This is a genomic window from Phaeobacter sp. JH20_26 (assembly GCF_048056275.1).
In the GTDB taxonomy this organism is placed as follows: domain Bacteria; phylum Pseudomonadota; class Alphaproteobacteria; order Rhodobacterales; family Rhodobacteraceae; genus Phaeobacter; species Phaeobacter bryozoorum.
Genome location: NZ_JAYMWL010000013.1, coordinates 1,466,078 through 1,481,118 on the forward strand (window position 1 = coordinate 1,466,078; position 15,041 = coordinate 1,481,118).

The 15,041-nt window shown below is 60.6% G+C and carries 10 protein-coding genes; 8 read left to right on the top strand and 2 right to left on the bottom strand.

Annotated elements, in window-relative coordinates:
- Window positions 1-27: 27 nt before the first annotated feature.
- The gene (locus VWY60_RS12755) at window positions 28-831 is read right to left on the bottom strand and encodes an SDR family NAD(P)-dependent oxidoreductase (protein ID WP_416540650.1); all 804 of its coding nucleotides are present in this window, start codon (window positions 829-831) and stop codon (window positions 28-30) included.
- 248 nt (window positions 832-1,079) lie between these two features.
- On the opposite strand from VWY60_RS12755, the gene VWY60_RS12760 reads away from it, so the two are divergent.
- Window positions 1,080-5,003 carry a Hint domain-containing protein gene (locus VWY60_RS12760; protein WP_416540651.1) on the top strand — a complete coding sequence of 1,308 codons (3,924 nt, stop codon included), beginning with the start codon at window positions 1,080-1,082 and terminating at the stop codon, window positions 5,001-5,003.
- A 68-nt stretch (window positions 5,004-5,071) separates the two neighbouring features.
- Here the strand turns inward: VWY60_RS12760 and VWY60_RS12765 are convergent, their stop codons facing one another.
- Window positions 5,072-5,839, bottom strand: a complete 768-nt coding sequence (locus tag VWY60_RS12765; protein WP_416541610.1) for a helix-turn-helix transcriptional regulator — start codon at window positions 5,837-5,839, stop codon at window positions 5,072-5,074.
- Window positions 5,840-5,965: 126 nt separating this feature from the next.
- Here VWY60_RS12765 and VWY60_RS12770 point away from each other — a divergent pair, with 126 nt between their 5' ends.
- The 7 genes from VWY60_RS12770 to VWY60_RS12800 all read left to right on the top strand — a co-directional run bounded on the left by VWY60_RS12770 (window position 5,966) and on the right by VWY60_RS12800 (window position 14,929).
- Window positions 5,966-7,948, top strand: a complete 1,983-nt coding sequence (locus VWY60_RS12770) for a CocE/NonD family hydrolase (RefSeq protein WP_416540653.1) — start codon at window positions 5,966-5,968, stop codon at window positions 7,946-7,948.
- 22 nt (window positions 7,949-7,970) lie between these two features.
- Window positions 7,971-9,533: an ABC transporter substrate-binding protein gene (locus VWY60_RS12775; protein ID WP_416540654.1), complete on the top strand. Its 1,563-nt coding sequence runs from the start codon at window positions 7,971-7,973 to the stop codon at window positions 9,531-9,533.
- 73 nt (window positions 9,534-9,606) lie between these two features.
- On the top strand, window positions 9,607-10,545 hold the full coding sequence (locus VWY60_RS12780) for an ABC transporter permease (protein WP_416536542.1): 939 nt from the start codon (window positions 9,607-9,609) through the stop codon (window positions 10,543-10,545).
- A gap of 11 nt (window positions 10,546-10,556) precedes the next feature.
- Window positions 10,557-11,414, top strand: a complete 858-nt coding sequence (locus VWY60_RS12785) for an ABC transporter permease (RefSeq protein WP_340546277.1) — start codon at window positions 10,557-10,559, stop codon at window positions 11,412-11,414.
- Window positions 11,411-12,394 (top strand): ABC transporter ATP-binding protein, encoded by a 984-nt coding sequence (locus VWY60_RS12790; RefSeq protein WP_340544472.1) that lies wholly within the window; start codon window positions 11,411-11,413, stop codon window positions 12,392-12,394. Before VWY60_RS12785 ends, VWY60_RS12790 begins: the two co-directional genes overlap by 4 nt.
- Window positions 12,391-13,314, top strand: coding sequence for an oligopeptide/dipeptide ABC transporter ATP-binding protein (locus VWY60_RS12795; protein ID WP_416540655.1), 924 nt, complete (start codon window positions 12,391-12,393; stop codon window positions 13,312-13,314). Before VWY60_RS12790 ends, VWY60_RS12795 begins: the two co-directional genes overlap by 4 nt.
- A gap of 10 nt (window positions 13,315-13,324) precedes the next feature.
- Window positions 13,325-14,929, top strand: a complete 1,605-nt coding sequence (locus VWY60_RS12800) for an amidohydrolase (protein WP_416540656.1) — start codon at window positions 13,325-13,327, stop codon at window positions 14,927-14,929.
- Window positions 14,930-15,041 lie beyond the last annotated feature (112 nt).

Genomic DNA, 15,041 nt, shown 5'->3' on the forward strand with positions numbered 1-15,041 from the left:
CCCTGCCCGGGTCAGAGCATGGTGCCATCAGGGATCTATCGGCTGGAAAGCATTGTCGAGATGATCGACCACCTCAACCCTTGCCGGGCTGCGCAGGAGCTTTGCGTATTTGTATTTGAAGGCACCGCTGGACAGTTCCACAATCCGCCCGGCCACCCAGCCGGGGTCAAGCATGGTCGATGTGTCTTCCGTGGTGCCGTCCCAGAAATTCGTACGTATCGCTGACGGAGCGACGACCAGCACCTTGCCGATACCGTCGCCGCGCACCAGCGCCGCCCCCAACATGCCAAGACCGGCCTTGGTCGCGCAGTAGGCAGGCATTCCCGCCTGCGGTTTATACTGTGAGCTTGAGGTGATCAGCATCAGTTTGAGCGGTCCGGACGCCTGCCGGACCAGTCGCTGGATCAGCATCATAGGCCCCAGCAATCCGACATTGGTCATCTGCGCAAGCGCGGCATCCTCTAGCGAGGCAATCGTCCCCTGCTGCAAAAAGCCCGCGCAATAGATCAGGGTCTGCACATCTCCGACCTGCCGCGCCAACCGATCCAGTTCCGTGATCAGATCGCTGGAATCCTCAGTCACCGAAAGTGCATGAAACCGTGCGCCGCTGCAGCCCGGATCGGCCCGTCCGGTGATGGTGACCCGGTGTCCCTCGGCAACGTAGTGCCGCGCCAGTGCTAGACCGACGCCAGAGCTTCCGCCGACAATCAGAATGTTCTTCTTCACAGTCACCTCGCCCCCGCATCCACGAGGCAACTGATAGCCCTGCCCAGGAGCATCCGCAACATCGCCTGCGACGCCGTCGCCGATCGACACAGAGGCAGGATTCAAGGCGGATCCCAGCCCGCAACCGCTTGCGATGAACATCTGCCGGAGCCGCGGAAACCATTGTCAAGCAGCGGCCAAATCCACGCTGGAGGCTGTACTCCCTGCCACTTGGAGCGGCGGTTTGGGCCCGATTTGGCCGTTTCAACTGAACTTTAAGCACCATCTTCTAATTTAGTCGCTCAGATCTGGACGGCTCCAGCACCGGTACAAACAACGCGTTTTGCGTATCGCACAGTAACCCGAGGTGAAAATTGGTAACTAGAACAATTGAATCGTTTTACCTCGGAACGTTTTCCGATCTGGATCCAAACGAAGCCAACTTTGCATCTGAAAACTCCTCCATCCTGGTTGGCGCCACGTTCGGCAGCTCGGGCGCGCCGCTTTATGACAACATCGACAGCCTCACAGTAAACGACCTCAACAGTGACGGGCAGCTCCTTGAGAACGACAACGGACAAAGCGCCGATCAGCTGATCTATGGCGGAATATCCTCCGATATCGACAGCGCCATCGACTACAATGTCCTTGTCACCTATTCCGATGGCACAACGGCTACGACGCAGATGCTGATCCTGCAGGATACATCAGGTCGGGTGTTCCTTAGCCCCTACAGAGAAGGTGACCCTGCCAACAACGTTCTCGACGACAAGCCGATCGAATCCATTCAGCTCACGTCAGTCATCGGTGACAACTACTCCTTTGCCTTTGCCGACCTCGAACAGGATGCCTTTATCGACGGCACGGTCGACGGCACCGCAGGTAATGACAGCATCGGCGCCAGCTATATCGATGCCGACGGCACCCAGATGAACGCCTATGGCGGCGACGATACCGTGGATGCTGGAGCGGGCGACGATACAATCTATGCCGTAGCCGGCAACGACAGCATCGTCGCGGGCGCGGGCAACGATATCGTCTACGGCGGAAGCGGCAGCGATACCCTGATCGGCGGAGACGGCAAAGACACGATCTACGGCGGAACCGAGGCCGACCTGATGACTGGCGGCGCAGGCGACGACGTCTTTGTCACAGGTGCTGGCGATACAGCACAGGGCGGGACCGGCGACGATACCTTCTATAACTATGCACCAGAAGGCATAGGCGGTACGATCAGCATCATCGGTGGCGAAGGGGACGAAGACGGGAATGGCGACTGGCTACGACTGACGTTTGAGGACGGCGGCGCCTGGGAAAACGATCCGCTTACCGTCACGCTAACCAGTAGCGAGGCCGGTTCCGTGACCGGTGGCAGTTCGACCATCAATTTCTCCGAGATTGAATTCATCTCCACAGGCCTTGGAAACGACACCATCGACCTGTCGAGTGACAGCACCGGTATGCGGATTGATGCCTCATCTGGGGATGACAGCGTGACCGGCGGCACCGGCGCCGACACAATTGATGGCGGTAGCGGCAACGACGTTCTGGGCGGCGGTGCCGGGGCCGACACAATCGATGGCGGTACAGGCGACGACGTGCTGGACGGCGGCGGCGGCGCCGACACAATCGATGGCGGCAGCGGCAATGATACGCTTCTGGCCAATTTCGGCGCCGACACCTTTATCGGAGGTGCCGGGATTGACACCTACGATATCGTCAATTCTGATGCGTCGTATGTCAACTTCAACATCGATCTCACGACCGGTACGGACCAGCACGGCAACACCTATAGCGGGATCGAGAACATTCTCGGCGGCACCGCCAATGACAGCCTGACCGGCGACGGCGCCAACAACCTACTGGACGGCGGCGCGGGCGCGGACACGATTTCGGGCGGTACTGGCGCTGATAGCCTGTCAGGCGGGGACGATGCCGACACGTTTGTGGTCGAGGACGGCTTTGGCGCGGACACGATCATCGGCGGCGAAGGGGTCACCACCGGCACGGATTACGACACCATCGACCTCTCCGCCGTGACCAACCCGGTCACCGTGACCTTCACCGGCTCCGGCGCGGGCACGATCAGCGATGGGACAAGCACGCTCAGCTTCTCGCAGATCGAGCGGCTGATCCTGGGCGCCTCAGCCGATGTGGTGGATATTACCAGCGACACAGGCGGAATGGAGATTATCGCCGGGGCCGGCAATGACACCGTGACCGGCGGCTCCGGCAACGACACGATTGCGGGCGGCGACGGGGATGATCTGATCGACGGCGGCGACGGGGATGATTTCCTGACAACCGGGCTTGGCAACGATACCCTGATCGGTGGCTCCGGCAACGACACGTTGATGAACTCCGATGGCGATGACAGCCTGGTCGGCGGTGCGGGCAATGACAGCATCGTTGCCACCGGCGGCAATGACACGCTCGAAGGCAACGACGGCGACGATACGCTTGAAGGCGGTGCTGACAATGACAGGCTGGTCGGCGGCACTGGCGCCGACAGCATGTCGGGTGGCGACGATGCTGACACGTTTGTCATCGAGGACAACTTTGGCGCGGACACGATCATCGGCGGCGAAGGGGTCACCACCGGCACGGATTACGACACGCTTGATCTGTCGGCCGTCACCGTTCCGGTCACGGTAACCTTTACCGGTACCGGCGCGGGCACGATCAGCGACGGCACCAGCACGCTCACCTTCTCCGAAATCGAGCGCGTAATCCTGGGCGACTCAGCCGATGTGGTGGACGCCACCAACGACGCAGGCGGGATCGAGATTATCGCAGGCGGCGGCAACGACACCGTGACCGGCGGATCCGGGAACGATACAATCGACGGTGGCGATGGCGAGGATACCATCGACGGTGGCGCGGGCAATGACAGCCTTCTTGGTGGACTCGGTGCCGACACTATCTCGGGTGGTGCTGGGGCGGACACGATTGACGGCGGCAACCAAAGCGATCTGATCCTGGGCGGTGACGGCAACGACGTGATCACCGACTCAGGCCTGAACCTATCGGATGACACCATAGACGGTGGCTTGGGCGATGACACCATCGACGGCGGTCTGGGCAAAGACAGCCTCACCGGTGGCGATGGAAACGATAGTATCGCCGGTGGTGATGGTCAGGATACCCTTCAAGGCGGAGATGGCGCGGACTCCCTCGACGGCGGCAACAATAATGACGTGATCGACGGCGGCGCGGGTGCCGATACAATCACCGGCGGCACCGGTGCCGACACGATCGAGGGTGGCACCGGGGACGACGTTATTGACCTTGGTGCCGATAGCGACAGGGATACCCTGGGAGTGTCCGATCTTGCCGGGTCGGATATCGTGACGAATTTCGACATGACCGACAGCGGCGATGGCACCACGGTAGACCAATTCGATGTCTCGAATCTGGTCGATGCAGATGGCAATCCGGTCAATGCCTGGGATGTTGTCGTCAGCGACACCAATGGCGACGGGACAGGTGATGCGGTGCTGACCTTTGTCAACGGCGAGTCGGTGACGCTGGTTGGCGTTCAGCGTTCGCAGGTGGACAACGCCCAGAAACTCAATTCGATGGGCATCCCGTGTTTCACGCCCGGTACGATGATCGCAACCCCAAGCGGTGAAACCAAGATAGAAACGCTGAAGCCCGGCGATCTGGTCACAACTCTTGAATACGGCCCGATGCCGATACGCTGGCTGGCCCTGTCGGAAGTCGCAGTAAAAACTGCGTCTCTACCGCAGAACCTCACGCCGGTCCGGATCAGGCCGGGCGTGCTGGGCAATGCACGTGCGCTGGTGGTGTCGCCGCAACACTGCGTCCTGCTGACAGATCAGCTCACGAATGCGTCCTACTATGTGCGGGCTAAGCATCTGGCTGAAGAAACTGCATTGGCTTCTTTTGCGCGGGGTCGTCAGAGCGTCACGTATATCCATCTTATGCTCGACAAACATGCGACGCTGATTTCCAATGATATTCCGAGCGAAAGCTTCTATCCTGGGCCGATGGCTATGAAGATGATGCCGGCCGTAACTCGCCTAGAACTATACGCCCTACTCCCTGAATTGGATCAGATGCCTGTCGAACAAGCCTACGGGGCGCGAGCCGCAACCGTTCTGTCACGCAATGAACTGCAAAAACTCAACGGGCGCCTTGGACTTCTTCAAGGCAGGCGGCTGGCGGGCACCCCACCCGATTGGACTCACAGCCACAGGGGGCGCGAAACTGGCAGCCAACTAAGGTTTCACCCGATAACCAACCGCAGTTTTTGTGTCGAAAACGTCGACAGGTGACAGCCGGTTAGCGGCTCTCTGCCAGTTGGTCCTCACCCGGAAGAGACACGGTGAAATCGCCGTCCTATTCAGTCCTGCGCGTCCGCCAGCTGGTTGCGCACGATTACGTCGATCCTTGTGTCGTTGAAGCGAAAGATACCTGTTTGCTTCAGAGCGTCCCGGACCGAGGTGCTTTCAGATAGCCGTTTCCAGACGGTCGGCGACGAGTATGGGGCCATACGCGGTTTGGTGGCGACGCCCATTGTCATCCCGTTCAGATATCTGACCTGTTGGCGATGCGCAGGAAACAGAATGGACTCCGACAAGAATCCATCCTCGCTGTTTGCGCTTTCCAACAGGTAGATGCGATTGCCCTTATAGGCTGCCAGCCCGGTATATTTCGTCCGTTGAACGATGCTTTGATCATCGCTCAATGCACGTTCGAAGGTATGCGAAACGATATAGCCGTCCTGTTCACGCAGCCAGATCAGCGTGCGCATGATCTTGCCTTCCCAGGTCGGCGTTGTGAAATGGCCGTGATAGAACCCCAGGTACCGACGCAGCGGACCGGCTTGGTTCTCAAAAATTCTGGACAGCACGCGCGCCGGGCTTTTGCGGGAGGGCGCCGTCAATCTGTTCATCCTGCCCAGGAAGGCCGGGTGATCCAGATCGAGGTCCTGTTCGCTGATATTGAAATGCCGGGCGATGCGCCGAAGGTTGTGCGCCGAGGGCATTCCAACGCCATTGAGGTATCGATTGAATTGCTGACGGTTCAAGCCGATATCGCGGCAGACCTGCGCAATGCTGCCGTAGTCAGCGCAGAGGGATCGCAGGTTCCGCGAAAAGTTTTCCGACATGCGACAAGTCCTTCGCACATAGACGCATTGATGCTTACAAAAGCTTAAACCTGCGTACAGTCGCTTACTAGGTGGTTTTTGATTTTCGTTCCAATTTTCGCTTGTGAGTCGCAAACGGTGATCGGCGTGCAAAACGAAATCAAGACACTAGAGAATGAGTGGATCCCTCTTCCGGACGGGCGAAAACTGGCGGCACGGGTCTGGCTTCCCGCTCTGCCGGGGGCTGCGCCGGCGATCCTGGAGTATCTCCCCTATCGCAAGCGGGACGGAACCGCAGCGCGTGATGAAACCACACATCGGGTGTTTGCCGCCCATGGCTATGCCTGTGTGCGGGTCGACATTGCCGGGACCGGCGACAGCCAGGGCCGTTTTGACGATGAATATTCCGAACAGGAGCTCTGCGATGGCGAAGAGGTTCTGAAATGGATCGCAGGCCAGGACTGGTGTGATGGCCACGTCGGAATGATCGGGATCAGCTGGGGTGGCTTCAACGGCCTGCAGCTTGCGTATCGCCGACCGCCGGAATTGAAGGCGGTTGTCACCATGGCCTCGACCGCTGACCGCTATGCCGATGACATTCACTACATGGGCGGCTGCCTGCTCAGCGATAACGCCAATTGGGCAGCACAGATGTTTGCCTATCTGTCTCGCCCTGCTGATCCCGACCTGCGGCCCGACTGGCGCGATGACTGGATCGCGCGGATGGAGCTGCTGCCTGATCTTGCCGCTGACTGGCTGGCGCACCCCACACGCGATGAGTTCTGGAAACACGGATCGGTTTGCGAAGACTGGTCACGGATCGAGGTGCCGGTTCTGGCAATCACAGGCTGGGCGGACGCTTATGTCAACACGCCCCTTACCCTGGTTGAGAACCTGACTTCGCCGACCAAAGCGCTGATCGGCCCCTGGGAGCACCGATATCCGCATATCTCAAAGATCGAGGCTGCAGACGCCCATTCGGAGATCATCGGATGGTTCGACCGGTGGCTGAAAGGCGAGTTGAACGGGGCTGAAACACTGCCTGCCTTGCGAACATTCGTGCAGGAACATGACAACCCGTCCGGCAAGAACAAGCCACGCAGGGGTCGGTGGGTGTCAGAGGAAAGCTGGCCATCGAACACGATTCAGGAGCGCATTTATTTTCTCGGCGATGGTGCGCTGTGCCCAGCAGCCAAATCCGGGGAGGTCGATATTGCCAATCCTGCCAGCGTCGGGTCCGCCAGCGGCTATTTCTGCCCGGGGATGCGGATCGACAACGAGCTGCCGGGCGATCAGGTCGAGGACGACAGGCACTCCGCCTGCTTTGACATTTCGCTGGACGCGCCGCTTGAGATCGTTGGGCGCCCGCGTCTGAAGCTGGCGTTTCGTGTTGATCGACCGGTTGCCCAGGTGGTGGCCCGGCTCTGTGATGTCGCGCCGGATGGCGTGTCGCAACGCATCACCTATCGGCCCTTCAACCTGACCCATCACAAAAGCCACGAAACCCCGGACGCTTTGGTGCCGGGCGAACGCTACGAGGTTGAGTTCGAACTGAACGCCTGTGCCCATCGGCTGCGCGCGGGGCATCGCCTCCGTCTGGCGCTGTCGACATCCTACTGGCCGATCGTCTGGCCCTCGCCCAAACCTGTGACGATCACGCTGGACTGCGCGGGCAGCCAGTTGACACTGCCTCAGCGCCACGTGGCTGGTGAACCGGAGCCTGCCAACCCCGGACCGCCAGACAAATTTCCGACATTGGCTGCGGATGTCCTGCGTGATCCGTCGAGCACGTCACGGCGTGGAACCGACGATGAAGGACGGACAACGCTCGACGCATTTGACGATTTCGGCATGTCGCGCGATCCCTATCACGGCCTTATCAGCGGCAGCCATGTAGCGACGCATTATTCCATCCATCCCGACGATCCGGCCAGCGCCAAGATGGTGGCAGACTGGCGGTTCGAGTTCCGCCGCGACCACTGGCAGGTTCGGATCGACACGCATTCGCGCATGTCCTGCGACGAGACGCATTTCTACCTGCACCGCAGTTTGCGGGCCACGGAAGGGCCCGATGAAACCGAAGTCCTGTCAAAAGAATGGTCGCGGACCATTCCGCGCGGGCTTCTCTGAACAACCCAACGGGGAGATCACAATGAAGATCGAATGGATGAAGGCACCAACAGGACGCCGAAACTTCCTAAAAGGCGCGACAGCGCTTGGTGCGGCCGCCGCAATGCCTATGGGCTGGGCGGGGACCGCTTTTGCCCAGGATGATGGCGTCCTGCGCGTCCGCGCCTATGGCGACGCTCCGAACATGGATCCCGCGCATAGTGTCGGCGTTGTGGAAGAGGAGATCCACGCCGCAATTTACAACAAGCTGATCCAGTACAAGCCCGGCTCCGAATGGGGCTGGCAACTTGATGCGGCGTCGATGATCGAACAGGTGGACCCGACCCATATCAAATTCGCCCTGCGCGATGACATCGGCTTTACCAACGGCCATGGCGCGATGACAGCCGAGGATGTCAAATTCAGCTTCGAACGGATCGTGGCCGAGGCCACCGAAAGCCCGAACAAGCCGGATATGGGACCGCTCAGCCATGTTGAGGTCACTGGCGAGCGCGAAGGCACCATCGTGCTGAACGAGCCCTTCGCGCCGCTCTGGTCTATTGCCTTGCCCTATATCACCGGCAACATCGTGTCCAAGGCCGCGGTTGAGGCCGCTGGCGGGCGGATCGGCTCCGACCCGGTCGCCGAAAGCGGCCCCTATCTGCGCGCGAGCTGGAGCCCCAAGGAGAAGACAGTGTTGCAGCGCAACCCCAACTGGAAAGGGGACGCACCGGCCTGGGATACGATTGAAGTCTACCCGATCGACGATGAAAACACCGCCGAGATCGCATTCGAGGCAGGCGAGCTGGACCTGACCCGCGTCTCGCTAGGATCGGTCGCGCGCTACCGTGGTGGCGTTCCAAACGGCGGGACCCTCGTCGAAAACCCCTCGCTGTTCTATGTCTGGCTGGGGATGAATCTGGATCATCCGAAACTACAGAACCAGAAACTGCGGCAGGCGATCCAGCATGCCATCGACGTGCCGACAATCCTGGAGGCCTCCTACTTTGGCGCGGCGGACCCGTCGACAGGCATCATCGCACCGGGTCTGGCAGGAAACCGTGCTCAGGGTCTTGTGGCGCCGCAGGCCAACATTGAAAAGGCAATGGCACTGCTTGCGGAATCCGGCGAGACAAATGTCTCCCTCACGCTCGATATCCTGAACAAGACGACCTACACGACGATGGCTCAGGTCATTCAGGCGATGCTGGCGCAAATCGGGATCACGCTGGAAATCAACGTTCTGGAATCCGGTGCGTTCTGGGCGAGCGGCGAAAACGAAGATCTGCAACTGGTGCTGAACCGCTTCTCGATGGCGCCTGATCCCTCCTATGCAACGGCCTGGTTCACCACTGAACAGGCAGGCATCTGGAACTGGGAACGTTTCCGCAACGACGAATTCGACAAACTCCACGCCGCCGCATCTGCGGAAACCGACAATGCAGAACGCGCTGCAATGTATCAGCGAGCGCAGGACCTGATGGAAGAAAGCGGCGCCTATCGCTTTATCACCCATGAAGCAACGCCGGTCGTGCATTCCTCGCGTGTTGTTCCGGCCCTGCGCCCGGATGGGCTTTCGCTGCTCAGATACTTCGGCAAGGCGTAACCTCCCTACGTCTCTGCGTGTGGCTGCCCTCGGGCGGCCGCACGCGATTACCCCGCCCAGAAAGGCCCGATCGATGTTCAACTTTGCTCTGAGGCGGTTTGCGCTTGCGGCGCTGATCCTCTTTGTTGCGGTAACACTCATGTTCCTGATGATCCGTGCAGTCCCCGGCGATCCGGTGCAGATCATGCTTGGTCCGCGAGCGACCCCGGAGCTTCAGGCACGGCTCACCGCCGAACTGGCGCTGGATCAGCCGATTTGGCGGCAACTGGTGATCTTTTACAGCAACATGATGCAGGGCGATCTGGGCACCGACGTGTTTTCGGGCCGCTCGGTCACCCAGATTGTCTTTCAACAGCTTCCCTTCACGCTTGAGCTGATCTTTGCGTCGATCCTCTGGTCTGCCGCCCTCGGCATCGGGCTTGGCGCCTATGCCGCGGCCCATCCCAACACCCTGATCGACCGAAGCGTCGCGGTGCTGTCGGTGAGTTTCGTCGCGGCCCCCGCATTTGTCGTGGCGCTTTTGTCGCTTTTGCTGTTTGCCGTGCAGCTCCAGTGGTTCCCGGCGATTGGTGTCGGTGACGGGTTCTGGGACCGGCTGGATCATCTGGTCTTGCCCGCGTTTGCAATCGGGCTGAGTTGGGTCGGGTATATCGCGCGGCTTGTACGTGCCTCGATGCTGGAAGTGCTTGGTGAACACCACATCCGGACCGCCCGCGCCTTTGGTCTCTCCGAGCGACGGATCGTCATGGTCTACGCGTTGCGGATCGCCGTTCTGCCGGTCGTCACCGTGATCGGCGTCGGGATGGGCTTTCTGCTCAGTGCGGCCGTTTTTGCCGAGATCGTCTTTGCCCGGCCCGGTCTGGGCAAATTGGTGATCGATAGCATCACCACCCGCAACTACCCGATCGTCATGGGCTCGGTGCTCATCTCGACGGGGCTGTTCGTTATCTCGACCGCCGTTGCGGACCTCGTTAACGCCTGGCTGGACCCGCGCGCGAGGACCTCGACATGACGTCCTCGACCATGGGTAAACCGCGCTCCGAACTCGGCATTATTCTCAAAGGCGTCGCCGGGAACCCGCTGGGCCTGATGGGGCTGATCATCGTCGGGGCCATCGTGTTCAGCGCCATCTTCGCGCCATGGATTGTGCCCTACGATCCGATTGCCATGAATATTCAGGACCGTATGCAAGGCCCATCGGCCAGCCATTGGCTGGGCACCGACCAGCTGGGCCGAGATACCTTCAGCCGCGTGATCATGGGCGGACAGGTGGCGCTGAAGGTCGCCTTGCCTGCGGTCTTTGGGGCCATGGTGATCGGTCTGACACTGGGAATGATCGCGGGCTACGGGCCAAAATGGCTCGACAATCTGCTGATGCTTCTGTTTGACACCATCCGGTCATTCCCAACCGTGATGTTCGCGCTGGCCGTCGTCGCGCTGGTGGGTCCCAGCCTGCAAACTGTGGTTTTCGTGGTCATGGCGACCTCGATCCCGACCTATGGCCGTGTGGCGCGCACGCAGACGCTCACATTGCGCAACTCGGAGTTCATACTGGCCGAACGCTCCATGGGGGCCAGCATGGCCCGTATTCTGGGTGTCCATTTGCTGCCCAATATCATTGGCGTCCTGGCGGTTCTGGCTGCCATGGACATCCCCACGGTGATCGCGCTTGAGGCCGGTCTGTCGTTCCTCGGTCTCGGGGTAAAACCGCCGACACCCAGCTGGGGTGCATTGTTGAAAGATGGCTATGCCCTGATCCGGCAAACGCCGTGGTTGGTGGTCGGAGGCGGCCTGCCGATCATCATCGCAACGTTGGGCTTCACCTTCCTCGGCGAATCCCTGCGCGACGTGGTTGACCCGAAATTGAGAAAGAACCGATGACCGAAACCTTGTTGGAGATCGACCATCTCAGCGTCGACTATAAAACCGAACGCGGCGACCTGAAAGCCTTGCGCGATATCACCTTTGACGTCCGCAAAGGGGAAATCGTCGGGATCGTCGGCGAAAGCGGCTGCGGAAAGTCGACGCTGATCTCGTCGATCCTGCGGTTGACGGCACCGAACACGCGGTTCCGTGAGGGCGCGGTGCGGTTCAAGGGGCAGGACCTGTTGCAGGCCAACGAGCGTCAGATGCGCGCCCTGCGCGGCGACGATATCTCAATCGTCTTCCAGGACCCGATGCAGACCCACAACCCGGTGCTGACCGTCGGTCAGCAGATGGTCGATATCCAGCACCGGTCCTCCGCATCCAAGGCCGCAAAACGCGCAACCGCCGCGAAAATGCTGGGGGCTGTGGGCATTCCCGATCCCGACGCGCGGCTGAACCAGTTCCCGCATGAATTCTCCGGCGGGATGCGCCAGCGGATCGCCATTGCCATGGCGCTGATGTCCGAGCCTGACCTGCTGATCGCCGATGAACCCACAACGGCACTGGATGCCACGCTTGAAGTACAGATTATCGAACGCTTGCAGGAGCTTCAGCGCGAAATGAACTGCGCGATCCTATTCATCTCGCATCATCTGGGCGTGATTGCGGAACTCTGTGACAGGGTGGTGGTGATGTATGCGGGCGCAGTCGTCGAAAGCGGCGATGTGCGCGAGATCTTTCACAACCCGAAACATCCCTACACCCGCCGCCTGATCGAATGTGATCCGGGCCACATCAAGACCCGCGCCCGTGTCCTGCCGACCATTCCGGGCGAAGTTCCCGATCTGGCGAACCTGCCCGGCGGCTGCATTTTTCGCGACCGGTGCGATCAGGCAATCGCCCGCTGCGCGGCAGACGTGCCGCCACTTGAGCGACTGGGAGACGACGGTCATCTGGCTGCCTGTTGGCTGAACCATGAGGAGATGACGGCGTGAGCCTTCTGTCTGTTGATAACCTTCAAACCAGCTATGGTCAGGTCAATGTGCTGGCTGGCGTCAGCTTTGACGTGGCCCCGGGCGAAACCTACGCGCTTGTCGGCGAAAGCGGATCGGGCAAGACAACCGTCATTCGCGCAATTGCCGGGCTGGCCCCGGCGCAGGCCGGTTCGGTCAAATTCGACGGCAGGGAAATCCGCGGCCTGCCCGAACGGCAGCTGCGCCCCCTGCGCAAGGACATCGCCATGATGTTTCAGGATCCGGTCGGAAGCCTGTCTCCGCGACTGACCATCGGCAGTCTGATCACGGAACCCTACAGGATTCAGGGCATGAAGAGCCGCGATCAGCACGCCGAGGCCAAGCGCCTGCTGGAGATGGTCAACCTGCCTGCGCATTTTGCCGACCGCTATCCCTATCAATTGTCCGGCGGTCAGGCACGGCGTGTCGGGGTGGCCCGCGCACTGGCGCTGGAACCCAGGTTGATCCTGGCCGACGAACCGACAGCGGGATTGGACGTCTCCGTGCAGGGCGAGTTGCTGAACCTGCTCAATGAACTGCGCGAACGGCTGGGTCTGGCCATGGTGATCATCACCCATAACCTCAGCGTCGTGCGCCATGTGGCCGACCGTATGGGGATCATGTATCTGGGGCGGCTGGTGGAAGAAGGCACCACCGAAGCAATATTCGAAAGCCCGCGCCATCCCTACACCCGCTGCCTTCTCAGCGCGAACCCGGAACCTGACCCTGACGCCCGGCTGGAACGCATCGCGCTGAAGGGCGAACCGCCGAGTTTGCTGAACCGGCCAAAGGGATGCGAGTTCCGCGAGCGCTGCCCCTTTGCCCAGGACATTTGCACCCAAATACCCAGATGGGAGGTGACCGCAGGCCATGGCCTGCGCTGCCTCGCGCCACTCTCGTAGCGAGCCCGCAATGACAGCCACGCTTTATTCCAACGGCATCATCCTGACGATGGACGCCGAAAACTCTCAGCCCGAGGCGGTGCTGACCGAAGGCGGATTGATCCGTGCCGTCGGCGACGAAACCGTCCTGCGCGCCCAGATGCCCGGCGGCACGCGGCTCCATGACCTGCAGGGCCAGACGCTTATCCCGGCCTTTATCGACCCGCATGGGCACTTTCCCGATCCGGGGTTCATTGCGCTTTTCCGTGTCGATCTTGCGTCACCGCCACGTGGCGATTGCATCGATATGGCAACGGCGCTGCACCGCCTGCGTGCCAAGGCAGCCGACACCCCAAAAGGCGAATGGGTCATGGGGGTTCTTTTTGACAACACCGCAATCGCCGAGGGTCGGATGCCGACCCGGGCTGAACTGGACGACGTGTCCACAGATCATCCCATCTGGGTGCTTCATGCCTCGGGCCACAATGGCGTCGCGAACTCCGCCGCCCTTGAAATGCGCGGCATCTCACGGGATACGCCGGACCCACTGGGCGGCCGCTATGGCCGCCGGGATGACGGCGCGCTGACAGGTCTCATCGAAGGCCTGTCTGCCATGGGCGAAATGGGCGATACCGATTTCCTGATCAATCGCGAAAGATTCTGGCAGGGTTTCGCGGTCTGCCGCGACGATTACCTCGCCCATGGCGTGACCTATGCGCAGAACGCCTGGACCTCGCGGGTAATGCTGGAGCATTTTGCCTCGCTCGGGCCAGACAAAGATCCCGGTATCGACCTGATGCTGCTGCCCATTGGAGAGCTTGAACCGGGGCTTTGGGACACTCTCGACTGGCCCGGCAATCGGCATTTCACCCTTGGCCCCCGCAAGCTATTTACCGATGGAGCATTCCAGCTTCAGACCGCCTATCTCTCTGCGCCCTATCACCGGCCAATTGACCCGAAACATTCCTGCGGGATGCCCTATGTGGCCGCTGAGGAACACCGCCGCGAAGTCAGGAAACTACATGACCTCGGCCACCAGATCCATTGCCACTGCAACGGTGATGCCGGGGCCGACATGTTCATTGATGCCGTGGCCGCCGCCTTGGCCGACACCCCACGCGCGGATCACCGCCACACGATCATTCACGGCCAGACCCTGCGCGACGACCAGCTTGGCCGTATGGCCGAGCTTGGCATCACGGTCAGCTTCTTCTCGGCCCATATCCATTTCTGGGGCGATCGCCATTACAGTACGTTTCTCGGCCCCGAGCGCGCCAGCCGCCTGTCCCCCGCCGCGTCGGCCGAGCGATTTGGGGTCCGCTACACCCTGCACAATGACGCCTCCGTAACGCCAACCAGGCCGCTGCATCTGGCCCATTGCGCCGTCAACCGCACCACATCAAGCGGGCGGGTGCTCGGGGAAAGCCAGAAAATCAGCGCCCTCTCGGCCCTGCGGGCACAAACGATAGACGCGGCCTGGCAGGTCTTCCAGGAAGATATTCGTGGATCAATAGAGCCGGGAAAATGCGCCGATCTTGCAGTTCTCTCAGGCAATCCGATTGCGGCCTCAGAGAACCTTCTGGATTTGAAAGTGACGGCGACAATTCGAGCGGGCAAAATGGTGTCGGGAGACTGACCCTCCGACGAGGTCTGTGTGACTGTGGTCGTGACGGGTTCATTTTTGATCGCTTCACAACCTATTCAGAGAGACCATAGCCGAGGACACAGATTGCAGCAGCTTTGCATTT

Excerpts from the sequence above, each read along its gene's own strand:
- VWY60_RS12790 (WP_340544472.1), top strand. The coding sequence starts at position 11,411 with ATGACCGAAACCTTGTTGGAGATCGACCATCTCAGCGTCGACTATAAA.
- VWY60_RS12800 (WP_416540656.1), top strand. The coding sequence starts at position 13,325 with ATGACAGCCACGCTTTATTCCAACGGCATCATCCTGACGATGGACGCC.
- VWY60_RS12780 (WP_416536542.1), top strand. The coding sequence starts at position 9,607 with ATGTTCAACTTTGCTCTGAGGCGGTTTGCGCTTGCGGCGCTGATCCTC.
- VWY60_RS12785 (WP_340546277.1), top strand. The coding sequence starts at position 10,557 with ATGGGTAAACCGCGCTCCGAACTCGGCATTATTCTCAAAGGCGTCGCC.
- VWY60_RS12775 (WP_416540654.1), top strand. The coding sequence starts at position 7,971 with ATGAAGATCGAATGGATGAAGGCACCAACAGGACGCCGAAACTTCCTA.
- VWY60_RS12765 (WP_416541610.1), bottom strand. The coding sequence starts at position 5,839 with ATGTCGGAAAACTTTTCGCGGAACCTGCGATCCCTCTGCGCTGACTAC.